The sequence below is a fragment of the Streptomyces sp. NPDC005492 genome, from assembly GCF_040605995.1.
Classification (GTDB): Bacteria; Actinomycetota; Actinomycetes; order Streptomycetales; family Streptomycetaceae; genus Streptomyces.
Genome location: NZ_JBEXDX010000008.1, coordinates 153,026 through 176,370, shown reverse-complemented (window position 1 = coordinate 176,370; position 23,345 = coordinate 153,026). Strand labels below are relative to the sequence as shown.

General features: G+C 70.2%; 20 protein-coding genes and 1 riboswitch. Of the genes, 12 read left to right on the top strand and 8 right to left on the bottom strand.

Features of this window, described 5'->3' with window-relative positions:
- Nucleotides 1–27 precede the first annotated feature (27 nt).
- The 3 genes from ABZT04_RS14080 to ABZT04_RS14070 all read left to right on the top strand — a co-directional run bounded on the left by ABZT04_RS14080 (nucleotide 28) and on the right by ABZT04_RS14070 (nucleotide 4,446).
- On the top strand, nucleotides 28–1,530 hold the full coding sequence (locus tag ABZT04_RS14080; protein WP_356056442.1) for a peptide MFS transporter: 1,503 nt from the start codon (nucleotides 28–30) through the stop codon (nucleotides 1,528–1,530).
- Nucleotides 1,531–1,545: 15 nt separating this feature from the next.
- Nucleotides 1,546–3,540 (top strand): CocE/NonD family hydrolase, encoded by a 1,995-nt coding sequence (locus ABZT04_RS14075; RefSeq protein ID WP_356056441.1) that lies wholly within the window; start codon nucleotides 1,546–1,548, stop codon nucleotides 3,538–3,540.
- Nucleotides 3,541–3,771: 231 nt separating this feature from the next.
- A riboswitch (cyclic di-AMP (ydaO/yuaA leader) is annotated at nucleotides 3,772–3,975 on the top strand.
- A gap of 3 nt (nucleotides 3,976–3,978) precedes the next feature.
- Entirely contained in the window at nucleotides 3,979–4,446 is a 468-nt protein-coding gene (locus tag ABZT04_RS14070) for a transglycosylase SLT domain-containing protein (protein WP_356056440.1), read from the top strand.
- On the opposite strand, the gene ABZT04_RS14065 is transcribed toward ABZT04_RS14070, so the two are convergent.
- The 5 genes from ABZT04_RS14065 to ABZT04_RS14045 all read right to left on the bottom strand — a co-directional run bounded on the left by ABZT04_RS14065 (nucleotide 4,443) and on the right by ABZT04_RS14045 (nucleotide 9,648).
- Nucleotides 4,443–5,261, bottom strand: a complete 819-nt coding sequence (locus ABZT04_RS14065) for an HAD family hydrolase (RefSeq protein WP_356056439.1) — start codon at nucleotides 5,259–5,261, stop codon at nucleotides 4,443–4,445. The two genes, ABZT04_RS14070 and ABZT04_RS14065, sit on opposite strands and share 4 nt — an antisense overlap.
- Before the next feature lie 106 nt (nucleotides 5,262–5,367).
- The gene (locus ABZT04_RS14060) at nucleotides 5,368–6,396 is read right to left on the bottom strand and encodes a LacI family DNA-binding transcriptional regulator (protein WP_356056438.1); all 1,029 of its coding nucleotides are present in this window, start codon (nucleotides 6,394–6,396) and stop codon (nucleotides 5,368–5,370) included.
- Between the two features lie 56 nt (nucleotides 6,397–6,452).
- Nucleotides 6,453–7,334 carry a carbohydrate ABC transporter permease gene (locus tag ABZT04_RS14055; protein WP_356056437.1) on the bottom strand — a complete coding sequence of 294 codons (882 nt, stop codon included), beginning with the start codon at nucleotides 7,332–7,334 and terminating at the stop codon, nucleotides 6,453–6,455.
- Complete coding sequence (locus ABZT04_RS14050; protein ID WP_356056436.1) at nucleotides 7,331–8,317, bottom strand: sugar ABC transporter permease; 987 nt, start codon at nucleotides 8,315–8,317, stop codon at nucleotides 7,331–7,333. Before ABZT04_RS14050 ends, ABZT04_RS14055 begins: the two co-directional genes overlap by 4 nt.
- Entirely contained in the window at nucleotides 8,314–9,648 is a 1,335-nt protein-coding gene (locus ABZT04_RS14045; protein WP_356056435.1) for an extracellular solute-binding protein, read from the bottom strand. Before ABZT04_RS14045 ends, ABZT04_RS14050 begins: the two co-directional genes overlap by 4 nt.
- 199 nt (nucleotides 9,649–9,847) lie before the next feature.
- On the opposite strand from ABZT04_RS14045, the gene ABZT04_RS14040 reads away from it, so the two are divergent.
- Both ABZT04_RS14040 and ABZT04_RS14035 read left to right on the top strand, forming a co-directional pair.
- Nucleotides 9,848–11,854 carry a beta-galactosidase gene (locus tag ABZT04_RS14040; RefSeq protein ID WP_356056434.1) on the top strand — a complete coding sequence of 669 codons (2,007 nt, stop codon included), beginning with the start codon at nucleotides 9,848–9,850 and terminating at the stop codon, nucleotides 11,852–11,854.
- A gap of 73 nt (nucleotides 11,855–11,927) precedes the next feature.
- Nucleotides 11,928–13,070, top strand: a complete 1,143-nt coding sequence (locus ABZT04_RS14035; protein WP_356056433.1) for a glycosyl hydrolase 53 family protein — start codon at nucleotides 11,928–11,930, stop codon at nucleotides 13,068–13,070.
- 181 nt (nucleotides 13,071–13,251) lie between these two features.
- On the opposite strand, the gene ABZT04_RS14030 is transcribed toward ABZT04_RS14035, so the two are convergent.
- A complete protein-coding gene (locus ABZT04_RS14030; protein WP_356056432.1) occupies nucleotides 13,252–14,160 on the bottom strand; it encodes an aldo/keto reductase in 909 nt (302 codons plus the stop codon).
- Between the two features lie 73 nt (nucleotides 14,161–14,233).
- Between ABZT04_RS14030 and ABZT04_RS14025 the strand changes: the two genes are divergently transcribed.
- From ABZT04_RS14025 to ABZT04_RS14015, 3 genes are all read left to right on the top strand, one after another.
- The gene (locus ABZT04_RS14025; protein WP_356056431.1) at nucleotides 14,234–15,220 is read left to right on the top strand and encodes a DUF5937 family protein; all 987 of its coding nucleotides are present in this window, start codon (nucleotides 14,234–14,236) and stop codon (nucleotides 15,218–15,220) included.
- Nucleotides 15,221–15,392: 172 nt separating this feature from the next.
- Nucleotides 15,393–16,127 (top strand): hypothetical protein, encoded by a 735-nt coding sequence (locus ABZT04_RS14020; RefSeq protein ID WP_356056430.1) that lies wholly within the window; start codon nucleotides 15,393–15,395, stop codon nucleotides 16,125–16,127.
- A gap of 3 nt (nucleotides 16,128–16,130) precedes the next feature.
- Complete coding sequence (locus ABZT04_RS14015; protein ID WP_356056429.1) at nucleotides 16,131–16,802, top strand: formylglycine-generating enzyme family protein; 672 nt, start codon at nucleotides 16,131–16,133, stop codon at nucleotides 16,800–16,802.
- A 16-nt stretch (nucleotides 16,803–16,818) separates the two neighbouring features.
- Here ABZT04_RS14015 and ABZT04_RS14010 read toward each other — a convergent pair whose 3' ends face one another.
- Together ABZT04_RS14010 and ABZT04_RS14005 are read right to left on the bottom strand one after the other, a co-directional pair.
- On the bottom strand, nucleotides 16,819–18,021 hold the full coding sequence (locus ABZT04_RS14010) for an NAD(P)-binding domain-containing protein (RefSeq protein WP_356056428.1): 1,203 nt from the start codon (nucleotides 18,019–18,021) through the stop codon (nucleotides 16,819–16,821).
- A 27-nt stretch (nucleotides 18,022–18,048) separates the two neighbouring features.
- Nucleotides 18,049–19,332, bottom strand: a complete 1,284-nt coding sequence (locus ABZT04_RS14005; RefSeq protein WP_356056426.1) for an ATP-grasp domain-containing protein — start codon at nucleotides 19,330–19,332, stop codon at nucleotides 18,049–18,051.
- A gap of 238 nt (nucleotides 19,333–19,570) precedes the next feature.
- On the opposite strand from ABZT04_RS14005, the gene fahA reads away from it, so the two are divergent.
- The 4 genes from fahA to ABZT04_RS13985 all read left to right on the top strand — a co-directional run bounded on the left by fahA (nucleotide 19,571) and on the right by ABZT04_RS13985 (nucleotide 23,335).
- On the top strand, nucleotides 19,571–20,785 hold the full coding sequence (gene fahA, locus ABZT04_RS14000; protein ID WP_356056425.1) for a fumarylacetoacetase: 1,215 nt from the start codon (nucleotides 19,571–19,573) through the stop codon (nucleotides 20,783–20,785).
- A gap of 165 nt (nucleotides 20,786–20,950) precedes the next feature.
- Nucleotides 20,951–21,889 carry a M56 family metallopeptidase gene (locus ABZT04_RS13995; RefSeq protein ID WP_356056424.1) on the top strand — a complete coding sequence of 313 codons (939 nt, stop codon included), beginning with the start codon at nucleotides 20,951–20,953 and terminating at the stop codon, nucleotides 21,887–21,889.
- A 393-nt stretch (nucleotides 21,890–22,282) separates the two neighbouring features.
- Entirely contained in the window at nucleotides 22,283–23,071 is a 789-nt protein-coding gene (locus ABZT04_RS13990; RefSeq protein ID WP_356056423.1) for a GntR family transcriptional regulator, read from the top strand.
- 36 nt (nucleotides 23,072–23,107) lie between these two features.
- Complete coding sequence (locus tag ABZT04_RS13985) at nucleotides 23,108–23,335, top strand: ferredoxin family protein (protein ID WP_010986276.1); 228 nt, start codon at nucleotides 23,108–23,110, stop codon at nucleotides 23,333–23,335.
- Nucleotides 23,336–23,345 lie beyond the last annotated feature (10 nt).

Sequence of the window (23,345 nt, the reverse complement as noted above, 5' to 3'; positions counted from 1 at the left end):
TATAGATTTAGGTGGAAGCAGTGGACCGTGTCCCGCACCGCGCTTGAAGCTGAGCCCGACAGCCCGCCGCCACCCGGGGACGACCACGCCTTCTTCGGCCAGCCCAGGGGTCTGCTCACGCTCTCGGGCCTGGAGGTCTGGGAGCGCTTCTCGTTCCTGGGCATGCAGGCCATCCTCGTCCTCTACTTCGCGGATTCGATCGCGCACGGCGGCATGGGCATGTCGTCCGGAACGGCCGCGTCCGTATCCGCAGCCTACGGAACCCTGGTCTATCTCGTCTCGGTCGCGGGTGGTTGGCTCGCCGACCGCATCCTCGGCTCGTTCCGCGCGGTGCTGTGGGGCGGGGTCCTGATCGCCTGCGGGCACTACGCGATGGCCGTCCCGACGCCGACGACGACCTGGGCCGGCCTGGGTCTCATCAGCGCCGGCACCGGTCTGCTCAAGCCCAACGTGGCCACCATGGTCGGCAAGCTCTACCGCACCGACGACGAGCGCCGGGACGCCGGTTTCGCGCTGTACTACATGGCCATCAACATCGGCGCCTTCGCGGGCCCGCTGATCACGGGCTGGCTCGGCGACCACAAGGGCTGGCACTGGGGCTTCTCGGCCGCCGCGATCGGCATGACCTTCGGTCTGGTCCAGTACGTCGCCGGACGCCGTCACCTGGCTGGGCGCGGGAGCAGCGCGGAGTTCGCGCTCGCACCGGACGCGCTGCGCCGCGCGGTCCGGCTGATCGTGGTGGGGATCGCGGTCGCCGCCGTGCTCGCCGCGCTGCTGGCCTTCGCGGGCCGGCTGACCATGGGCCGCTTCGTCGACCTGCTCACCGTCGTCTCGGTCGTCGCCCCGGTCGTGTACTTCGCGGTGATGTTCATGAGCCCCCGGGTGACCGCCGAGGAACGCGGCAGGCTGCGCCCGTACATCGTGCTGTTCCTGGCCTCCACGGTCTTCAACTTCATCCTCTTCCAGGCCTATTCGACGATGATGCTGCTGGCCGCCTCGAACGCCGAGACGACCATCCTGGGCTTCGACTTCCCCGCGAGCTGGTACGCAAGCGCGCTCGGCGCCTTCGAGGTCGGGCTCGCGCCCGTGGTCGCCGCCCTCTGGGTCCGCATGGGCCGTAGCCAGCCGCACGCCTCCAACAAGATCGCGATCGGGGTCGTCCTGGGCGGCCTGTCGTTCCTGCTGATGGTCCTGCCGACCTCCGGGCACGCGAACAACGACTACCTGATGTCCGCCTGGTGGATCGTCGGTTCGTACTTCCTGCTCGGCCTCGGCGACATCCTGCTGGAGACCTCCGGCATGTCGGCCACCACCAAGCTCGCCCCGGCCGCCTTCTCCAGCCAGACCATGTCCCTCTGGTTCCTGTCCCTCGCTCTCGCCAACGGCATCCAGGCCCAGACGGTGAAGTTCTACGACGACGTCTCCAAGCCGGCCTACTTCGGCGTCAACGGCGCCATCGCGGTGGCCGCCGGCCTCGCGGTGACGGCCGCCGCGCCCTGGCTGCGCCGCACCATGCACCCGGTCCACTGAACCTGCGGGGTCCTCATGCGCATCCGTACGACCTTCCCCCACGAAAGCACCCACGAGGACCTCCGCATCCCCCTCCCGGACGGAACCCGCCTCTACGCACGCGTGTGGCGCCCGGTGACGGACGAGCCCGTGCCGGCCCTCCTCGAATACCTCCCGTACCGCCTGACCGACTGGACCGCGCCCCGCGACGCCCAGCGCCACCCCTGGTACGCGGGACACGGCTACGCCTCCGTCCGGGTCGACGTGCGCGGGCACGGCAACAGCGAGGGCATGCCCACGGACGAGTACTCGGCCGTCGAGCTGGCCGACGGGGTCGAGGTCGTCAACTGGCTTGCCGCGCAACCCTGGTGCACCGGCAAGGTCGGCATGTTCGGTATCTCCTGGGGTGGTTTCAACTCGCTCCAGATCGCGGCCCTCGCGCCGGAGCCGTTGAAGGCGATCGTCACGGTCTGCTCGACCGACGACCGCTACGACAACGACGTGCACTACATGGGAGGTTCGGCCCTCGCCGTCGACCTGCACGCCTGGGCGGCCACCATGCTCGCCTTCGTCGCGCGCCCGCCGGACCCCGCGTACGCGGGCCTCGTCTGGCGGGACATGTGGCTCGAACGCCTGGAACAGATCGACCCGTTCATCCACACCTGGCTGGCCCACCAGATCCGGGACGACTACTGGAAGCACGGCAGCGTCCGCGAGGACTACGGCGCGATCGGCGCGGCCGTCCTCGCGGTGGGCGGCTGGCACGACCCGTACCGGGACACCGTCCTACGGCTCGTCGAGCACCTCCCGCCCGACCGGGTGCGCGGCCTGATCGGACCCTGGTCCCACCAGTACCCCGACCGGGGCCTGCCGCCGGGACCCGCGATCGGCTTCCTCCAGGAGACCCTGCGCTGGTGGGACCACTGGCTCAAGGGCGAGGACACCGGCGTCACCACCGACCCGCTCCTGCGCGCCTACGTCAGCGACGCGCATCCCCCGGCCACGGTCTACGACACCCTGCCGGGCCGCTGGGTCGGCGAGCCGTCCTGGCCCTCGCCGCATGTGAAGACGACGACGTACGGTCTGCGCGGCGCGCCCGTGATCGTCCGCTCCCCCATGCACACCGGTGTGGACGCGGGCCGGTTCTTCCCCTTCGGGAACGACGCCGATCTGCCGCCGGACCAGCGGGACGAGGACGCGCGGTCGGCGTGCTTCGAGTTCGAGGTGCCGGACGAGACCTGGGTGCTGGGCCGGCCCAGGGTGCGGCTGCGGCTGACCTGCCCGGTGCCGCGCGGGCAGGTGATCGCCCGGCTGTGCGACGTCGCCCCGGACGGCTCCTCGACCCTGGTCACCCGGGGTGTGCTGAACCTGTCGGCGCGGCACGGCCGGGACCGGGCGGTGCCGTGGACGCCGGGTGCCACCGAGGACGTGGCCTTCGAGCTGAACGGCATCGGGTACGCCGTCCCGCCCGGTCATCGCATCCGGCTCGCGGTGTCCTCGGCGTACTGGCCGTGGATCTGGCCCCAGCCGGAGTCGGCGGCCGGCTTCACCCTGGACCCGGAGGGCAGCGCGCTCGAACTCCCGGTGCGGGAGCGGGAATTGACGGGTCATATTTCCTTCGAGGAGCCCGAGGAGGCCGAGCCGCTCGGAGTGAGCGAGCCGGTCACCCTCGACGAGCCACGCCCCGAGCGACTGGTCGTGCGGGATGTCGCGAAGGGCGAGTGGCGGCTGGAGGTGGACCCCCGGTACGGCGGGACGCGTGTGTATCCCGACGGGCTGGAGTTCACCGAGGACGCGCTGGAGACGTACACGATCGACGAGTCGGACCCGCTGTCGGCGCGCACCCGCTCGGACTGGTCGATCCGGCTGCACCGGCCGGAGTCGGCCTGGGACACGACCGTGCGCACGCGGTCGGAGATCACGTGCGACGAAACGGACTTTATTACCTCGAATGAGGTCATCTGCACCGAAGGCGGAGAGGTGATCTTTCACCGAACGTGGGAGAAAAGGATTCCGAGAACTGCTAGTTGAGGCCGAATGCCCGATTTGCCGTTCTTAATCCTCCCGTGAGTTGGGTCACGTATTTCTATGAATGACCTGTGTCCCACTCTGTCCGCGTTTCCCCTTGTGGCGTTTGACAGTTGACCCTTGGCTCACGCAAAGGATCAAGTGCCCCATACGCCTCAGACCAAGGTCAATAGGGGTTAGGTGTGATTCCGCCACTTGTTCCGGACATGTGCTCTCGCATACGTTCCCGCCCTGTCGAGCGGAACGCCGAATCCTGCCGCCGCCCGACATCCCAGTCACGAACATCTCGCACGGCAGGAGCGGGGGAACCAGGTAAGTCGCCGGACCGGTCAGCACGACCGGGACGGCTTGGGGTTAAGCCACGTCCGCAAGGACGCGGCCGGGCACCTCCCAGCCCGAACCCGACAGCTCACCTCGCAGGCGACGGAGAGGAACCTCGTCATGCCTGCAACCGCTCAGTCCCGCCGCGCCCGCCTGGTCCGCAACCTCGCCGTCCTCGGCACCGGTGCCGCGATCCTCGCCCTGCCGATCGTCGGCGCGACCACCGCCTCGGCCGCCACGACCACATCGACCACGGCCGCCGGCTACCCCAACAACCTCGACGGCTGGATCCGCGAGTCCCTCGCGATCATGGCGCAGAAGGGGATTCCGGGCACGTACAACGGCATCTACCGCAACGTGATCCGCGAGTCCTCCGGCAACCCGTGGGCCATCAACAACTGGGACTCCAACGCCGCCGCCGGTACGCCGTCGAAGGGCCTGCTCCAGGTCATCGACCCGACCTTCAACGCCTACCACGTGGCGGGAACCTCGTTCGACCCGTACGACCCAGTCGCGAACATCACCGCCGCCTGCAACTACGCGGCAGCGGTGTACGGCTCCATCGACAACGTGTACGGCGCCTACTAGAAACCGGCGTCCACCAGCAGTCTTTCGAGGACGACGGCGATGCCGTCGTCCTCGTTCGACGTCGTCACCTCGTCGGCCACCGCCTTGAGTTCGGGATGGGCGTTGGCCATCGCCACGCCATGGGCCGCCCAGTCGAACATCGGGATGTCGTTCGGCATATCGCCGAAAGCGATGGTGTCGGCGGGGGTCAGGCCCAGATGCCGGGCGGCGAGGGCGAGGCCGGTCGCCTTGGTGATGCCGAGTGGCTGGAGTTCGACGGTGCCGGGGCCCGACATGGTGACCGAGGCCAGCGAACCCACCACCGAACGCGCCGTGCACGCCAACTCGTCGTCCGCCAGGGCGGGATGACGCAGCAGCACCTTGCTGATCGGCTCGGCCCACAGGTCGTCCCGCCGCTCGACCCGTACGGCGGGGAGCGTGGGGTGCGGCATGAGGTAGCCGGGCTCGATGAGGGTGAGGCCGTCCACCCCGTCCTGGTCGACAGCCGCGTACACCTGGCCCACCTCGGCCTCGATCTTGCCGAGCGCGGTCTCCGCCAACTCCCGGTCCAGGGTGACCGACCAGAGCAGACGGTCCGCGCCGGCGTCGTACAACTGCGCGCCCTGTCCGCACACCGCGAGCCCCCTGGAGCCGAGGTCGTCGAGGAGCGGCCGCACTCTCGGGGCGGGCCGGCCGGTGACGACGAGATGCCGGGCACCGGCCGCCGCCACCCGCCGCAGCGCGGCGAGGGACCGGTCGGAGAGCGTGTCGTCGCCGCGCAGCAGCGTCCCGTCCAGGTCGGTGGCGATCAGTGCATATGCGAGGGGTGCGGCCATGATCAGAGAATACGGATGGAAAGCCCCACCGACTCGACACGAACCGGACGGCTGCTGCCTTCACATCCGTTGACCCGTGTTCCGGTTGGTTTGACAGACAAGGCCGTTATGCCGACTCCCGGACGACCAGTTCCGTCGGCAGGATGACGCCCGCCGTGTCCTCGCCGGCGATCTGGGCGAGCAGCATGCGGACCATCTCGGCGCTGATGCGGTCGTAGGGCTGGCGCATGGTGGTGAGGGCCGGGGTGATGGAGGTGGCCGCCGCCGAGTCGTCGAAGCCTCCGACAGCGATGTCATCGGGGACCGAACGGCCGGACTGCTGGAGGGTGTTGACGACTCCGAGGGCCATGAGGTCGGAGGCGACGAACACCGCGTCGATGTCGGGGGCCTGCGCCAGGAGGCGGCGGGCGGCCTCCTCACCGCCGGTGCGGCGGTAGTCGCCCTCGACCACGAGCGCGGGGTCGTGGGGCAGACCTGCTTCGGTGAGGACGTCTCGGTAGCCGGCGAGACGGTCGGGGCCGCCGGGGGCGTCGAGCGGTCCGGTGACCATGGCGATGCGGCGGCGGCCGCGGGCGATGAGATGGCGGACCATCTCCTGGGCGCCGTCACGGTCGGCGGCGGCCACATAGCTGTACTTGGAGGCGGTGCCGAGCGGCTTGCCGCAGGCCACCAACGGGATCCCGGCGTCCCGGAGTTCGGCCGCGACCGGGTCTCCGCTGTGGTTGGAGACCAGGAGTACGCCGTCGACGTGGCCCGAGGTGATGTACCGCGTGAGGCGGCGGCGCTCGTCGCGCGAGGAGGCCAGCATCAGCAGGAGGGGGATGTCGTGCCGGGCCAGGTGTTCGGTGCAACCCCGCAGCAGGACATTGAAGTTGGGGTCCTCGAAGAACTTCTCCTGCGGCTCGGTGAGGAGGAACGCCACCGAGTCCGAGCGTCCGGTGCTCAGGGAGCGGGCGTGCCGGTTGACGACGTAGCCCGTCTTCCTGATCGCCGTCTCCACCGCGTTGCGGGCGGCGGGCGAGACGTAGTGGCCGCCGTTCAGGAACCGGGAGACGGTGCCCCGGGAGACCCCTGCCTCCCGGGCCACGTCGTGGATGGTGGGCGGTTTGCGGCGTCCGTTCGGACTGGTGGTCATGGTCCTCGTTCTGCCCGTTCGGGTGCGGTGGGGGGAGGTTGGGCTCCGTACGTGCCTCAGGCCTTGACCGAGCCGCTCAGCAGGTCCAGGGACCAGAACCGCTGGATCACCAGGAACAGCGCGATCAGGGGCAGGATCGCCAGGAAGCAGCCCATGATGACCAGCGTGTAGAGGGCCGGTTGGGAGGCGCCCTGGGAGAGCAGGGTGTAAAGGCCCAGTGTGATCGGGAACTTGTTGTCGTCCGCGAGCATCACGTACGGCAGCAGGAAGTTGTTCCAGATGGCGACGAACTGGAACAGGAACACCGTGATGAGGCCCGGCATCATCATCGGCACCGCGATCCGGGAGAAGATCCGCCACTCGCTCGCGCCGTCCATGCGGGCCGCTTCGAGGAGTTCGGCGGGGACCGAGGCCGCCGCGTAGATCCGGACGAGGTAGACGCCGTAGGGCGAGAGGATCGACGGGAGCAGCATCGACCAGTACGAGTCGGCCAGGCCCAGCTTCGACAGCAGCAGGTACTGCGGGACGGTCAGCACGATGCTGGGGACCAGGACGCCGGCCAGCATCAGCTTGAAGAGGAACTCCCGTCCCCTGAAGGCGAACCGGCCGAGCGCGTAGCCGCCGGCGGCCGAGACCGCGGCGGAGAGCAGGGCGCCGCCGCCCGCGTACAGGAGGGAGTTGGCCATCCACTGCCAGTAGATGCCGTCCCGGTAGGAGCTGAGTTCCTTCAGGTTGTCGAGGAAGCCGGTGCCGGGGGCGAAGGTGAACGTGGAGAACAGTTCGCCGCGGCCCTTGCTCGCCGCGATGACCACCCAGACCACGGGGATCAGGCAGTACAGCGAGCCGAGGACCAGCACCAGGGTGGGCACCCAGGCGGTGCGCCTCGGCTTCGCGGGGCCCGGCCGGGTGTCGGTGGCGGTCAGGGTGAGGGGGGTCATGCCCGGTCCTCCCGGGTGTAGCGGTCGGAGACGCGCAGCAGCGCGAAGGAGACCACGAAGGTCGCCAGGGCCAGCACCACCGCGGTGGCGGAGGCGCCGTAGATGTCGGACCTGAGGAAGGCGCTGTCGTAGATGGACATCAGCGGACTCCAGGAGCTGGAGAGGCCGTTGGTCAGCGGCTGGAGCGCCATGGGCTCGGTGAAGACCTGGAGGGTGGCGATCACCGAGAAGAAGAAGGTGAGCACCAGCGAGGGCAGCACGATCGGGATCTTGATCCGCAGGGCGATCTTCAGGTCGGAGGCGCCGTCGATGCGGGCGGCCTCGTAGATCTCCTGCGGGATCGCGCGCAGCGCGGTGTAGATGACGATCATGTTGAAGCCGGTGCCGCCCCACACCGCGATGTTCGCGAAAGAGAGGTACAGGTTGCCGCCGTCGAACAGGTCGGGCTGCGGGAGGCCGAGTTCGCGCAGGATGTAGTAGAAGGGGCTGACCGTCGGCAGGTACAGGAAGCCCCACATCAGGGCGGCGATGATGCCGGGGACGGCGTACGGCAGGAAGATCGCCAGCCGGGCGAACTTGGCGCTGCGCGCCCGCGGGGTGTCCAGCATCAGCGCGAAGACCAGCGCCAGACCGAGCATCGTGGGGATGACGATCAGGCCGTAGCCGAAGGCCCGCAGGACGCTGTGGCCGAACTCGGAGTCGTTCAGGACGTCGGTGTAGTTGCCGATGCCGTTCCACACCTGCTGGCGGGCGCCCTTGCCGAGGCCGATGCCCTTGACCTGGACCTTGTGGAGACTGAGCCACACCGCGTACCCGACGGGCACGACGGTGAAGGCGGCGAACAGGAGCACGGCCGGTACGAGGAACCAGTACGGCGCGCTGCGGCCACGGCGACGGAGGCGGGGGCGGACGGAGGTGGCGGTGCCGTCCGCCAAGGGCCCGGCCGTCAGCCGGTCGGAGCCCTTGAGCGGAGTGCTGGTCATGCCTCGGTCACCTTGAAGCCCTGCTTCTTCATGTCGGCGAAGGTCGACGCCTGCATGGTGGCGAGCGCGGTGTCGAACTGGGCCGCCTTCTTGGCCTTGGTGGCCTTGCCGAACGCGTCGCTGAAGGTGTCGTAGGCGACCTGGACGTTCGGGCCCCAGGCGGAGGCGGCCGTGGTGGCGGCGATCTTCGAGGCGGTGTCGTAGAAGTCGGTCTGGTTCGGGAAGAACGCGGGGGTGGTGAGGACCGAGCCGGACTGGCCCTTGGTCGCCGCCGGGTAGATGCCGACCTCCTTGACCAGGGCCGCGAGGGCCTCCGGGTCGGTATTCAGCCAGTTGGCGAACTTGGTCGCGGCCTCGGCGTGCTTGGAGTCGGTGGAGACGCCGGTGGAGGAGCCGCCCCAACTGCCGGTGACGCTCTCGCCCGCGCTCCACTGCGGCAGCGGTGCCATCCGCCACTTGCCCTTGGTGTCGGGGGCGGAGCTGACCAGCACACCGGGCGCCCACACGGCGGAGACCCAGGCGAGGTGGGTGCCCTTGTTCAGGGCGTTGTTCCAGGCCGGCGTGTACATCGGCTGGTTGTCGATCGCGCCCTCCGCGACCAGGCCGCCCCAGAAGTCGGTGACCTTCTTGGTGGCCGCGTCGTCGATGCCGACGGTCCACTTGCCGCCGCTCTGCACGGTCCACCACTTGGCGCCGGCCTGCTGCGCCAACCCGGCGAACAGACCAGGGTCGTTGGACGAGAACGTCGTCAAGTAGGCGTTCGGCACGGCCTTCTTGGCGGCGCGGGCGGTCGCGGCGAACTCGTCCCAGGTGGTCGGGACGGTCAGCTTGTGCTGCTTGAACAGGTCCTCGCGGTAGAAGAACATCAGCGGCCCGGAGTCCTGCGGTATCGCGTACACGGCGTCGGTGCCGAGCGTGACCATGCCCCAAAGCCCCTCGGCGAACTGGGACTTGGCGGACTTCGCGTACTTCGAGATGTCCGCGAGGACGTCGTTCGACACCAGCGTCGGCAGCGACTGGTACTCGACCTGGATCAGGTCGGGGGCGTTGCCCGCCTTCTTCGCGGTGATCAGCTTGGAGACGATGTCCTTGCCGGCCGCCTGCTTGGAGACGGTGACCGTGATGTCCGGGTTCTTCTTGTTCCAGATCGCGGCGACCTTGTCCATGTTCGGCGCCCAGGCCCAGTAGGTCAGCTTGACCGGCCCGCTGCTCTTGCCGGAGTCGTCGTCGGAACCGCCGCAGGCGGCGAGGGTGCCCGTCAGGCCGACGGCTGCTGCCCCGGCAAGGATGCTGCGCCTGCTGAACTGGTGGCGGTGGATCGACATCTTCATCTCCCCTGACTGAGTGCGAGCCGGTCAGCGGCTCTGTGACCGTGCACAGTAGAGAATTGTTTCGGACCCTTGTCAATGGATGAAGCCTGGGGTTACCTACTTGTTGCTGACGGATGGCGGCTGTAACCATCCATGTGCACGATCACAGAAACAGCCGAGTTTCACCCGCCTCATTCGCCGATCACCCGGGAGTGAACCCATGCCGTCCCCCGCCCCGCACGACCGTCTGCCGCTCGCTTTCGGAGGTGACTACAACCCCGAGCAGTGGCCGCCGGAGGTCTGGGAGGAGGACGTACGGCTGATGCGGGAGGCCGGTGTCACGGCGGTCTCGCTCGGCGTCTTCTCCTGGGCCAGGCTGGAGCCGCGGCCGGGTGAGTACGACTGGGAGTGGCTGGACACGGTCGTCGAGCTGCTGCACACGGCCGGAATCTCCGTGAACCTCGGCACACCGACCGTGGTCCCGCCGGCGTGGTTCTACCGCGCCCACCCCGACGCCCTGCCCGTGACCCGCGACGGCGTCCGCCTCGCCTTCGGCTCACGCGGCGCGATCTGCCACTCCAACCCCGACTACCGGGCGGCCGCGGCCGGCATCACCCGGGCCCTCGCCGAGCGCTACGGCAGCCACCCCGCCGTCGTCCTGTGGCACGTCCACAACGAGTACGGCGCACCCGTCCTCGCCTGCTACTGCGACACCTGCGCGGCGGCCTTCCGGGGCTGGCTGCGGGACCGCCACGGCACGCTCGACGCGCTCAACGAGGCCTGGGGAACGGCCTTTTGGGGCCAGCAGTACGGCGACTGGGAGGAGATCACCCCGCCCCGCGCGACCCCGTCCGTGTGCAACCCCACCCAGCAGCTCGACTACCACCGCTTCGCCGACGCCCAGGCCCGCGCCAACTTCGTCGCCGAGCGGGACATCCTGCACCGGCTCTCCCCCGGCGTGCCCGTCACCACCAACTTCATGGTCGCGCCGAGCCAGGGGCAGACCGTCGACTACTGGGCCTGGGCGAAGGAGGTCGACCTCGTCACCAACGACCACTACCTGATGACGGACGGCCGTCGCACCCACGTAAATCTCGCGCTGGCCGCCGACTTGACGAGGTCGGTGGCGGGCGGCGCCCCCTGGCTCCTCCTGGAACACGCCACGTCCGGGGTCAACTGGCAGCCGTACAACCCGGCGAAGCGTCCCGGTGAGATGGCCCGCAACTCGCTCGGGCACGTGGCCCGGGGCTCCGAGGGCGCGATGTTCTTCCAGTGGCGGCAGTCGCGGTCCGGCGCGGAGAAGTTCCACACCGCGATGCTGGCGCACTCCGGGACGGACAACCGGGGGTGGCGCGAGGTGACCGAACTCGGCCGCCGTGTAGCGGACTTGAGCTTGTCGGGCCTGCGGGGCACGCGCACGCGCGCCGATGTGGCGATGGTGTGGTCCTGGGACTCCTGGTGGGCGCAGAGCCTGGAGTGGCGCCCGAGCCAGGATCTGGACGCGCGCGAGCGGCTGGACGCGTTCTACGAGACCTTGTACGACCGGCACCTGACGGTGGACTTCCTGCCGCCGACCGGCTTGGCCGACCTGGACCCGGAGCGGTATCCGCTGCTGGTGGTACCGCAGTTGTACGCGGCGCCGGTAGGGGTGGGCGCCAATCTGGAGCGGTACGTGTCGCGCGGCGGCACGCTCCTGGTCTCCTTCTTCTCCGGGATCGTCGACGAGAACGACACGCTGCATCCGGGCGCGTATCCGGGGGCGCTGCGGGACGTACTCGGCCTGACCGTCGAGGAGTTCGACCCGCTGCTACCGGGCGAGACGGTGTCGGTACGGGGTGCGGACGGCGCGCTGTACGAGGCCGATCTCTGGTCGGAGGTCGTGGTGCCGGGCGACGGTTGCGAGACGGTCGCGGTCTTCGCGGACGGGCGTACGGCGGGACGGGCGGCGCTGACCCGGCACGCGGTGGGGTCGGGATCGGCGTGGTACTTGGCCACACGTCTCGCCGGCGCCGACCTGGCCGCCGTCGTCGACCTCGCCCTCGCGGACGCCGGGATCACGCCGGTCGGTCTGCCGCGCGATGTCGAACTCGTCGTACGGGAGGGCGAGTCGGGGACCTTCCGCTTCGCGGTGAACCACACCGGGAGCGAGGTGAAGGTGGTGCTGCCGGACGGGAGCCGGGCGGCGGTGCCGGCGGGCGGGGTGGAGGTCTTCCGGGACCCGCGCTGATCCCCGCTCAACCTGCTTGTTTCTTCGGTCACTTGCTTGATTCTTTGGTCACTTGCTGAAGGGAAATTTCGCGATGCGCAGACGCAGTGTTCTCGCGGCGGCTGGTGCCGCCGCGCTCGCGGTACCGGCGCTGGGCGCGGCACCCGCGGTCGCCGCCGACCGGCGCCGCCTGGAGATCCGGGCCATGGACATCTCCTCGTTGCCGAAGGACGAGGCCTTCGGTGCCGTGTACCGCCGGGCGGACGGCCGCCGGGACGACCCGATCCGCATCCTCGCCGACGCGGGCATCACCCACGCCCGCCTCAAGGTCTGGGTGAACCCGGCCGACGGCTACAACGACAAGCGGCACATCCTGCCGCTGGCCAAGCGGCTGAAGCGGGCCGGCATCGGCATCTGGGTCGACTTCCACTACTCCGACACCTGGGCCGACCCGTCCCACCAGACCAAGCCGGCGGCCTGGGCCGACCTGGACGTGGCGGGCCTGACCAGAGCGGTCTACGACCACACGGCCGACGTCCTGGGCGCCCTGCGCCGCCAGGGCACCCCGGCCGACCTGGTGCAGATCGGCAACGAGATCAACGGCGGTGTCCTGTGGCCCACCGGCAAGAACTGGGGTGACGACGGCGGCGGTTGGGGCAACCTGACCACCTTCCTCAAGGCCGGCCTCACCGCGGCCCGCGACACCACGCCCCGCATCCGCACGATGCTCCACATCGCCTCGGGCGGCGACAACGGCACGTCCCGCTGGTGGTACGACAACGCCGTCTCCTACGGCCTCGACTTCGACATCATCGCCCAGTCGTACTACCCCTTCTGGCACGGCGCCCCGGCGGCAGCGGCGGCCAACCTGGCGGATCTCGCGGCGCGTTACGACAAGCCGGTGCTGATCGCCGAGACCGCGTACCCGTTCACGCTGGAGAGCGAGGACGCGACGAACGACATCATGTACGACGCCTCGCAGCTCACCGAGGGCTATCCGGCGACCCCGGCGGGCCAGGCGGCCTGGCTGCGCACGGTGGCCGACCTGATGGCGGACGTCCCCGGCGGCAAGGGCCTCGGCTACTGCTACTGGGAGGGCGTGTGGACCTACCGCAAGGGCGACGGCTGGGACCCGACCGACCCGGCGTCGGGCAACGCGTGGGAGAACCTGGCGCTGTTCGACTTCGCGGACCGGGAGTTGCCGGGGTTGCGGACGTTGGGGCGGTATCGGTCGTAGCGCCAGTTCGTCGGGTCGTCAGGTGAGGGGTGACCACTTCGTAGAGGTCGGGCCTGGCTCCCTCGACGAGGTTGGTCACCACGGCCCTGTGTCGTGTGCCGTGGATGCAGCGCTTCCAGCAGGCGGCCCGGCAGGCCCAGGCCGCCCTCTTCAACCGCGTGCGGGCGTCGGTGGGTCTCGGTCATGCCGCTTCGCCGTGGACGGAGTCCAGGGTGGCGAGTTCGTCCCCGGACAGGCGCAGGGCGCCGGCGTCGACGTTCTGGGCGAGGTGGTCGGGATTGCCGGTGCCGGGGATGGCCAGGACGTGGGGGCCCTGGTGCAGGGTCCACGCCAGCCGGACCTGCGCTGTGCTCACCGCGTGAGCGCGGGCGATGGCGTTCACCTCGTCACTGTCGCCAGTGCTCGCGCCGGCCGTGCGCCCGATGCCGGCGATCGAGTAGAACGGCACGAAGGCGACGCCCTGCTCACCGCAGCTGCGCAGGAACGTCTTCTGCTCGGCTGAGGCGCCGATGCCGTGCATGTTCTGCACGCACACCACCGGGGCGATGGCCTGGGCCTCGACGAGGTGGTGGGGCCGTATGTTGGACAGCCCCAGATGGCGGATGAGCCCGGCCTCGCGCAGCTCGGCCAGAGCGCCGAAGCGCTCGGCGATCGAATCGGTTCCCACGATGCGCAGGTTCACCACGTCCAGGTGGTCGCGGCCAAGCTGGCGCAGGTTCTCCTCCACCTGGCCGCGCAACTGCCGGGGGGTGGCGTGGGGCAGCCAGTGCCCCGAGGGGTCCCTTCCCGGTCCGACCTTGGTGACGATGACCAGCTCATCAGGGTAAGGGGCGAAAGCCTGGTTGATCAGTTCGTTGGCCGACCGCAGCGGCGAGAAGTAGAACGCGGCGGTGTCGATGTGGTTCACCCCGAGCTCGACCGCGTGCCGCAACACCGTGACCGCCCGCGCGCGGTCGCTCGGGACGGCGTCGGCGGCGAACGCCTCGCCGTTCTGCGTCAGGCGCATCGCGCCGAAGCCCATTCGGTTGACCACCAGGTCGCCGAGCGTCCAGGTCCCCGATGCCACCGCAGTGATCGTCTCCGCTGTCATGCCGGGATGATCCCCGCGCCGTGAGCCGATGCGCTATTGATTCAGATATGCCTGAATCTTTGGAGTGGATGTGATGGAAGGGCTGACGTTCTCGGCGGGCGACCTGGCGCAGATGCGATTCGCCGTCTCGCCGATGTGGGAGATCACGCCCAGCTTCCGGCTGCTGACCTCCGCCGCCAGGCATCCCGTGCACCACCCCTGGGTGGACCAGGTACGGCCACGGATGGCAGCCGCCGGGCTGGACCGGGGCTGGCTCGCCGAGCTGATCCCGCCCTCGGGCTACGTCCCGGACTTCCTCAACCCCGCCCCCGCCGGGCCGGCCCCCACGCTGACCTCGGAGTTGGCGGCGATCCGGGCCGCACCCTCCGACCGGATCCGGCGCGACCTCGACCACCTCGCCCGCCACCAGGGCCGACTCGGCCTCAGAACACGGGCCCTGTACGCCGATCCGCAGAGCCGTCTGCCGAAGGTCACCGAGGCGATCGAGACCTACTGGGAACTGGCACTCGCCCCCTACTGGGCCCGTATCCGCACCTTGCTCGACGCCGATATCCTCCACCGGGCCCGGCAAGTCGCCGAACGCGGCACAACCCACCTCTTCAACGACCTGCACACTTCAGTCAGTTGGGACGACAACGCGCTGCGGCTGGCCGGCCGCAAGCAACCCCTGTCCCGGCCGACCGCAGGCCCGGGACTGATACTGATCCCCTCCGCCTTCACCGGACCCGGACTGCGCAGCCGCACATCGCTGCCCGACCCGCCGCAGCTCGCCTATCCAGCCCGGGGCACCGGCCTGCTCTGGGAATCAAGGCCCACCACCAGGACCGGCGCCCTGGCCGCCGTACTCGGCCGCTCCCGCACCCTGCTTCTGACCGAACTGGACACCCCCGCTTCCACCACCGAATTGGCACACCGCACCGGTCTCTCCACAGCCGGCGTCTCCCAGTACCTGACGGCACTGCGCAACGCGGGCCTGGTCAGCGCCCACCGCGTCGGCCGCTCCGTCCTCTACGCCCGAACCACCGCCGCCGAAACCCTCCTCGAAGCCGCCTCCGGCTGAGACCCCGAAGTCACCCCCCGAAAGATTTCGACATCAGACCAGTTGGCTGACGATCTACCGCCGCTAGGTGTATTGACCCGCAGGATTGTTCACACGCTGATGGGTGGCCGACCTCCTCCTGAACGGCTTTGCCACCGCGCCACCCGCCCATCAACTCCCGGAGTGATCAAGCATGTTCACCCCCGAAGAACGCGACCACGTCCGCGACCACCTGCTCGCCCGCGCCGAGGCCGACGAGTCGATCGTCGGCCTCGCCTTCACCGGATCGCACGCCACCGGCACCGGCGACCGCTGGTCGGACACGGACCTCGTGCTCGCGGTACGGGGCACGGTCTCCGACACGGTGGACCGCTGGACCGCGTGGCTCTACGACGAGTTCGACGCCCGGCACCACTGGGACCTCGGCGTCGGTGGCGGGAGCGTCATCCGGGTGTTCCTGCTGCCGGGGTGGGTGGAGCTGGACATCACCTTCGCTCCGGAGGCGGAGTTCGGTGCGCGGGGCCCGCAGTGGCGGACGGTGTTCGGTAGCCCGCAGGCACTGGAACACTTTCCTCCGCCCGACCGCGACACCCTGATCGGCTTCGCCTGGCACCACGCCCCGCACGCCCGCATCTGTATCGAACGGGCCCGCCAGTGGCAGGCCGAACACTGGATCAGCGCCCTGCGCGACCAGGCGATCGCCCTCGCCTGCCTACGACTTGACCTCCCCACGGCGTACGCCAAGGGCGCCCATCTGCTGCCGGACGAGGTGACGGCCCCACTGGATGCGACACTGGTCCGCTCACTCACGGAAGGGGAACTCCGGCGTGCGCTGAGCGCGACACTCAGGGTCGTGGCGGCGGAACTGGACCGCTCCGACCCCGAACTCGCGGCCCGTCTGCGGCCGATGCTCACGGAGTTGACGTAACCCATGGCCATGACCGCGCACATCGAACTCGTCCCCGTCCCGTCCGGGCACGTCACCCTCTCCGACCGTCGCAGCCAACGCAGTTGGACGATCGAGCTCGCCCCGTTCGCACTCGCCCGGCTCCCGGTCACACAGGAGCAGTACGCCCGGGTCACCGGCGAGCGGCCCAGCGCCGCGCGGGGCGATCGGCTCCCCGTGGAGACCGTGTCCTGGCAGGACGCGGTGCTCTTCTGCAACGCCCTGTCACGGGAAGAGGGACTGACACCCGTGTACGGCGTCGACGGGGAGGCCGTCGTACGGGACACCGCCGCCGACGGTTTCCGCCTCCCGACCGAGGCCGAGTGGGAGTACGCGTGCCGGGCCGGGACGAGCGGCCCCCGGTACGGACCGCTCGACGACATCGCCTGGCACCGCGGCAACTCCGAGGAGCGGCCCCACGAACCGGGCGGCCGACTGCCCAACCCGTGGGGCCTGCACGACATGCTGGGCAATGTGTGGGAGTGGTGCTGGGACCTCTACGACCCCGAGGTCTACGGCACCTACCGGGTACTGCGCGGCGGTGGATGGTTCGACGAGCACTGGAGTTGCCGTGCTTCGGTGCGGCGCCGAAGCCATCCGACCTTCCGCGTCGACGACGTGGGCTTCCGTGTCGCCCGGTCGTCCATGACGAGTTGAGCGCCCTTCGCCCCAACTACCCGTGCGCCGCCGCCAGATGCTTCGCCAGTCGCGGTGAAGCGAACTCCGTGCCGCACACGAACCGCATCACTGGCCCGTACGACGACGCGGCCGGGAGACCGGTGAAGTAGACCCCCGGCACGGAGGACACATACCCGGCGCCGAGCTTCGGTGTGCCCCGGCTGACCGCGAGTCGGGTGCGGAGTTCGGGGCCCAGGAAGTCCATCGCGGCGATGTCGACGCGGTAGCCCGTGGCCGCGATGACGTGGTCGGCGGTGAGCCGCTGGGTGCCGCCGCCGGGGGTGGCGACGGTCAGCTCGGGGGTGCCGGTCGTCGCGTCGGCCCGTACGATCCGGTCGACCTCGCTGACCTGCACCTTGCCCTCGAACCGGTCCTTCAGCCACCACGCGCCGAGCGGGCCCAGCACCCGGCGGACCAGGTAGTGGCGGGTCTCGGCGGGCAGATAGCGGTACGGGTGGGGGTAGTAGCTGAGGGCCCAGAGCGACCAGGCCCGGCCGAACGGGGACTCGGGGCGCAGCTTGGGCTGGTCCCAGGGCGGTGCGCCGAACGCCACCCGGCCGCGTCCGCGCGAGACGACCCGGACCTGCGCACCCGCCTCCGCCGCCAGCGCCGCCGTCTCCAACGCGGACTGGCCGGCGCCGACGACGATCAGCTCCTTGCCCTTGAAGCCGCTGAGGTCGTGGTGCTGGGAGCTGTGCGAGAAGGGCCCGGTGGGCGCGGGGCCGTCGGCCGCCGCTGCCGCCAACTCGGGCGGGAGGTGGGCCAGGCCGTAGAGGCCGGTCGCGACCACGACCGCCCTTGCGGTGAACAACTCGCCCGAGTCCAGCTTGAGTTCGAAGCCGCCTCCCGTGTTGCGGTCCACGGACACCACCCGTACCCGCTCCAGCTCGGGCACCAGCTTCTGCTGGAACCACTCGCCGTAGCCGATGAAGGTCTCCACCGGGATGATGTCCTCGTCGGTGACCAGGCGGGGGATGCCGGCCGCGTCGCAGTAGTCGACGAGGTTGTGGCCGGGCTGCGGGGCGTCGAGGCTGGAGGCGACGGGGGTCGACTTCAGGAGCATCCCGGCGGGCATGTGGTCACGCCAACTGACCATGGGCTCGCCGAAGACACGGACCGGGATGCCGCGCGCCTTCAGATGCGCGGCGGTGGACAGGCCGAACGGCCCGGCGCCGATGACTGCTACCGGTTGAATCACGAAGTCCCTCCCCAGGACGTCAATTCGTCACTTCGTGCTGGAGCTGCTGCTTGAACTGTCGGAACTGCCGCGGCGGTTGGTACGCCACAGTTGGTACAGGTGCTTCACGCCCGGCCGCACGAAGCGGGCGAGCATCGTGAAGAACGGCCGCAGGTCGTCACCCGCGAGCCAGGCCAGCTCGGTCCCGCTCGCCTTCGCCGGCGCGTGCGGCGTCGTATAGCCGCTGCGACGGTAGGCGAGGAGGGCGGGCAGGTCGATGTTCTCCACGATGTACCGGTGGCCGGCGCGCTGTTCCCCCTCCGGGACGGAGCGGCCGGTCAGGTCGAGGTGCATGGCGCGGACGACGTCCACCCCCGACTCGTTCTCGAAGAGCCGGAACTGGGCGCCCATGCGGGGGTTGAAGTCGAGCAGCTTGTACCGGCCGTCGCGCCGGTCGAAGCGCAGGTCGAGATCGATGATTCCGGTGAAGCCGATCTGTTTGATGAAACGGGCGGCGATGTCCGCGAGTTCCGGATTGTCGACCACGTACGCGTTCGCCGTCATCCCCGCGTGCGGCGGCCAGGAGCGGACCTTGACGCCGGTGAACAGGGCGAGCGGGGTGGAGTCCTGGTCGAAGTAGGCGTGCACGATCCAGTCCTCGGCCTCCTCCCTCGGCAGGTACTCCTGGAGGATCACGCCCGGGTGCTCGCCCCAGTCGCGGGCGAGCGCGAGCAGCCCCTCGCGGGTCGCGATCCTGGTCGTGCCGTTCACCGCGGGCCGGGAGCGTCGTACGAACGCCTCCCTGTTCTTGGCCACGATCGGGAAGCGGGCCTTCTCGGCGAAGTCCACGATGTCGTCGTAGGACTGCGGGAAGGCGGCCGCGGGGCTGGGTATGCCGTGCTCCACGCAGAGTTCGTGCAGCCCCTGCTTGCTGGCGAGGTGACGGGGCAGCTTCGGTTCCACGCGCGGGAAGAGGAAGCGGTGGCCGAGCGCGTCCTGGTGCTCGGCGATCAGGACCGCGGCCTCCTCGTCGGTGGGTATGAGGACGGCGGGACGGCCGATGCGGCGCCCGATGCGCAGCAGGCCCTCCACCAGTCGCTCGGGTTCCTCGGTGCCGGTCGTCGGCCAGACGAACGCGCGCTCCAGATAGCGGGACGCGGCCGCCGGTGTGTAACGGTCCTCCGTGATCGCATACATCGGCACGCCGAGGCGGCCCAGACTGCGGATCGCGCCCACCCCGCCGTGATGCAGCGGATAGTCGCCGAATTTCACGATCAGGCCCGGCACCTCGCGATCGGCCTCGAAAGGCACACCGCTGGTGCTGTCGGCCACGGGTCCCCCCACGTGTCCCCCCTACGGACCGGACCCACCCCGTCCGTGTCCCCCAAAGGACGCTAAGCCGGAATTGCCGCCTCCGACAAGGCCTATTCGGACATTGCGAACTCTTTAGGCACTGTCGGTCACCGCTGATCACCGCTGATCACTGCCGGTCCGGGCAACGCCCCCGTAACGTGTGGCGCGGCCACATGCGAGTTCGCAGGAAAGCAGTCACGAGAGCGAGGCAGCACCCATGCCCCCCTTCGATCTTCCCGAGGGCGACCCCTTCGGTCCGCACAACCTTCCGTATGGCGTCTTCTCTCCCATCGGCTCGGACCGGCGGACCGTGGGCGTCCGGTTCGGCGACCAGGTGCTCGACGCGGGCGCGGCGGCACAGGCGCTCGGCTCGCCCTACGTCTCGCTCCTCGCGCACCCCACACTGGGCCCGCTGCTCGCCGCGGGCCGCACGGCCTGGTCGGACGTCCGGCGCGCGCTGACCGCGTGGGTGACGGTGCCCTCCCACCAGGAGACGATCGCCCCCCACCTCCACCCGCTCTCCGCGGTGACCCTGCATCTGCCCTTCGAGGTCGCGGACTACGTCGACTTCTACGCCTCCGAGAACCACGCCCGGAACGTCGGCCGCATCTTCCGCCCCGACGCGCCGGACTCCCTGACCCCCAACTGGAAGCACCTGCCGATCGGTTACCACGGCCGCTCCGGCACGGTCGTGGTCTCGGGCACGGATGTCGTACGACCGTCCGGGCAGCGCAAGTCCCCGGCCGACCCCGCGCCCGTCTTCGGCCCGTCCGTCCGCCTGGACATCGAGGCGGAGGTCGGCTTCGTGGTGGGAGTGCCGTCGAAGATGGGCGAGCCGGTGGGCCTCGCCGACTTCCGCGAGCACGTGTTCGGTCTCTGCCTCCTCAACGACTGGTCGGCACGGGACATCCAGGCCTGGGAGTACGTCCCCCTCGGCCCGTTCCTCGGGAAGTCCTTCGCCACGTCGGTGTCGGCGTGGATCACCCCGCTGGACGCGCTGGAGGAGGCGCGGGTGGCGCCGCCGGAGCGCACGGAGCCACTGCTCCCCTACCTGGACGACAGCGAGGACGAACCCGGCGGCTACGACCTCCGCATCACGGTCGCGATCAACGGTCACCCGGTGTCCGAGCCGCCCTTCTCCACCATGTACTGGACGGCCGCCCAGCAACTCGCCCAGATGACGGCCAACGGCGCCTCCCTGCGCACCGGCGACCTGTACGGCTCGGGCACGGTCAGCGGGCCGACGGAGCACGAGCGCGGCTCGCTGCTGGAGCTGACCTGGAACGGCCGGGACGCCCTCGAACTCCCGGACGGCAAGCGGACGTTCCTGGAGGACGGGGATGTCGTGACCCTGTCGGCGTGGGCACCGGGAGCGAACGGGACGCGGGTGGGTCTGGGCGAGGTCACCGGGCGGATCGTGGCCCGGGACTGAGGCGGCGGGCGCGGCGAGCGGGGCGGTTCGTCCGGTGCTCGCCGTACACCTGACTCCGGCCGCCCGTGCCGTCATACTGACGTCGGGCGGCACACAGGCCGTGGGCCGGCCCTCGGGTACAGCCGCACCCGCACCTTCTGTCGACCAGGATCCGGAGCCCGTGGCATGACTGTCTGCCTGCTCCTGCTGAGCGTCGTCGCCCTCGCGGCCGCCGTGCCGGCTCCGCGTGCGCTGACCCGTGCCGTGTGGCCCGAACGGGAACCCGTGGTCGGCCTGTGGGCGTGGCAGTGCCTGGTCGCGACGGTCCTGCTGTGCTGTCTGGCCGCCCTCGTGCTGGGCGCCGCGGCCGTCTTCCACACGGTCCGCGACCATGTCTTCGCCCCCGCTCCGCCCGCCGTCACCGCGGCCTACGACCTCTCCGCCGCCCCCGCCTGGGCCGTCGCGCTGACCCTGTCGCTGGCCTGCGGAGCCGCCTGGACGACCGCGATGCTGGCCCGCGAACTCGCCGAGGCCCGGCGCCGACGCGGCCAGGCCCGCGCGCATCTGCGGGAGCGCGCCCCCGACCTGCCCGCCGGGCTGCCCCCGGCGCGCGGTCCACTGCTGGTCCTGGAGGACGAGTACCCGGACGCCTGGTGGATGCCCGGCCATCCGCCCCAACTCGTCGTCACCACGGGCGCGTTGCACCGCCTCACCGGCCACCAGCTCGACGCGGTCCTCACCCACGAACGCGGTCATGCCCGCGCCCACCACGACTGGCTGCTGCATCTGTCGACCGCGCTGGCCTCCGGTTTTCCGCACGTCCCGCTGTTCGCCCACTTCTGCGACCAGACCCACCGCCTGGTGGAACTCGCCGCCGACGACGCCGCCTCCCGCCAATGCGGCCACCTGACCACGGCGTTGGCGCTGATCGAACTCAACAACCACCGAGGCGTCCTCTCCTGCGCCTCCAGCCACCGCCTCCTGGGCGAACGCGTCGACCGCCTCCTGACCCCCCGCCCCCGCCTGGACCGCCGCCGCCGCGCCCTGACGACAACGGTGGCGGCGCTGGTCCCCCTGCTTCCCCTGCTGATCGTGTTCGCACCGGGGTTGACGGCCCTGAGCTGAGGCCCGCGGCAGGCGGACCTGCGGGGCAAGGCGGAACGGCCCTCGGCTGACGCCCCTGGTCTGATCACCGTTGGCCGACGGCGGCCGGCCCGAGGGCACTTGGCAGTCCGCGCTCGGCAACCGCACTCGGCTTACGGCGTCGCCGCGACCACACCGCCCGGCAGCAGCCGACCACGCCCAGCCGGGCGCTCCTGCCACCCTCGGCCCACGCCCCGGATCGACTACTCCGCCCCCGCCCAACACCGCTCGCCCGGTCCCCCACCACCCCGAACCTGGCAGATGTCCCCCACCGCCCCACCATCCGCCCAGCTCAACCGCCCAACCGCCGGAGGCCCCGGTGGCGCAACACTCCCGCAACACCTCATTCCCTACCGGGTCGCTATGGTTCGAAACATGCCACCCACGGACCGCATCCGGGACCACGCAGGACAGGGCGCGACCACCGTCGCCGCTCACCGCGCGCGGCGGCGGCTGCGTGCCGATCAGGCCCGGCAGCTCGCCGACCTGCTGCGGCACGAGCTGCTCGCCGACCGTTTCGCGGACGGCGCGCTCCCGCACGAGACGACCCTCGCCACGGAGTACGGCGCCTCCCGCAACACGGTCCGCCAGGCGCTGGACCTGCTCCGCGCGGAAGGGCTCGTGGAGCGGCTCCCCGGTGTCGGGACGGTCGTCGTCGCGCGGAAGTACCCGCACGGCCTCGACCGGCTGATGGGCCTCGCGGAGACCCTGCGCGAACACGGCCAGGTCACCAACGAGGTCCGCACCCTGGGCCCCGCCCCGGCACCGGCTCCGGTCGCCGCCCGCCTCCGCGTCCAGCCCGGTGCCGACGTCCTGTACATCGAACGCCTGCGCCGCCTCAACGGCATCCCCCTCTCCCTCGACCTCACCTACCTCCCGCTCGACATCGGCACCGAGCTGCTCGACGCCGACCTGGAGAACACCGATGTGTTCCGTCTGCTGGAGTCCGTCACCGGGCAAGGGCTCGGCCACGCCGAGATCACCCTGGAGGCGGTGAACGCGGACGTCCACTCCGCCGCCGTACTCGAAGCCCCGCGCGGCACCGCCGTGCTGATGCTGGAACGCCTCACTCACCTCGCCGACGGCCGCCCGGTCGACCTGGAGTTCATCCGCTTCCGCGGTGACCGCATCACCATGAGCGGCCTGCTGCACCGCTCCCTCTGATCTCGCCCCCTTGCCTGTACCTCCCTGGAGACAGCCATGCCCTTGGCGCCCCAGCGGGCCGACGTGCCCGTGACCATCGACGAGTCGAAGTGCATCGACGGCTGCACCCTGTGTGTCGACATGTGCCCGCTGGACTCCCTGGCCATCGACGAGAGCAACGGCAAGGCCTACATGCACGTCGATGAGTGCTGGTACTGCGGTCCGTGCGCGGCCCGCTGTCCCACCGGAGCCGTCACGGTCAACATGCCCTATCTGCTCCGGTGAGAGGCCCGAA

Bases quoted from the DNA above. Each gene is read 5' to 3' on its own strand.
- ABZT04_RS14030 (WP_356056432.1), bottom strand. From the start codon at position 14,160: ATGACAGCGGAGACGATCACTGCGGTGGCATCGGGGACCTGGACGCTC.
- ABZT04_RS14070 (WP_356056440.1), top strand. From the start codon at position 3,979: ATGCCTGCAACCGCTCAGTCCCGCCGCGCCCGCCTGGTCCGCAACCTC.
- ABZT04_RS14035 (WP_356056433.1), top strand. From the start codon at position 11,928: ATGCGCAGACGCAGTGTTCTCGCGGCGGCTGGTGCCGCCGCGCTCGCG.
- ABZT04_RS13995 (WP_356056424.1), top strand. From the start codon at position 20,951: ATGACTGTCTGCCTGCTCCTGCTGAGCGTCGTCGCCCTCGCGGCCGCC.
- ABZT04_RS14050 (WP_356056436.1), bottom strand. From the start codon at position 8,317: ATGACCAGCACTCCGCTCAAGGGCTCCGACCGGCTGACGGCCGGGCCC.
- ABZT04_RS14075 (WP_356056441.1), top strand. From the start codon at position 1,546: ATGCGCATCCGTACGACCTTCCCCCACGAAAGCACCCACGAGGACCTC.
- ABZT04_RS14055 (WP_356056437.1), bottom strand. From the start codon at position 7,334: ATGACCCCCCTCACCCTGACCGCCACCGACACCCGGCCGGGCCCCGCG.
- ABZT04_RS13990 (WP_356056423.1), top strand. From the start codon at position 22,283: ATGCCACCCACGGACCGCATCCGGGACCACGCAGGACAGGGCGCGACC.
- fahA (WP_356056425.1), top strand. From the start codon at position 19,571: ATGCCCCCCTTCGATCTTCCCGAGGGCGACCCCTTCGGTCCGCACAAC.
- ABZT04_RS14020 (WP_356056430.1), top strand. From the start codon at position 15,393: ATGTTCACCCCCGAAGAACGCGACCACGTCCGCGACCACCTGCTCGCC.
- ABZT04_RS14015 (WP_356056429.1), top strand. From the start codon at position 16,131: ATGGCCATGACCGCGCACATCGAACTCGTCCCCGTCCCGTCCGGGCAC.
- ABZT04_RS14045 (WP_356056435.1), bottom strand. From the start codon at position 9,648: ATGAAGATGTCGATCCACCGCCACCAGTTCAGCAGGCGCAGCATCCTT.
- ABZT04_RS13985 (WP_010986276.1), top strand. From the start codon at position 23,108: ATGCCCTTGGCGCCCCAGCGGGCCGACGTGCCCGTGACCATCGACGAG.
- ABZT04_RS14060 (WP_356056438.1), bottom strand. From the start codon at position 6,396: ATGACCACCAGTCCGAACGGACGCCGCAAACCGCCCACCATCCACGAC.
- ABZT04_RS14040 (WP_356056434.1), top strand. From the start codon at position 9,848: ATGCCGTCCCCCGCCCCGCACGACCGTCTGCCGCTCGCTTTCGGAGGT.
- ABZT04_RS14065 (WP_356056439.1), bottom strand. From the start codon at position 5,261: ATGGCCGCACCCCTCGCATATGCACTGATCGCCACCGACCTGGACGGG.
- ABZT04_RS14025 (WP_356056431.1), top strand. From the start codon at position 14,234: ATGGAAGGGCTGACGTTCTCGGCGGGCGACCTGGCGCAGATGCGATTC.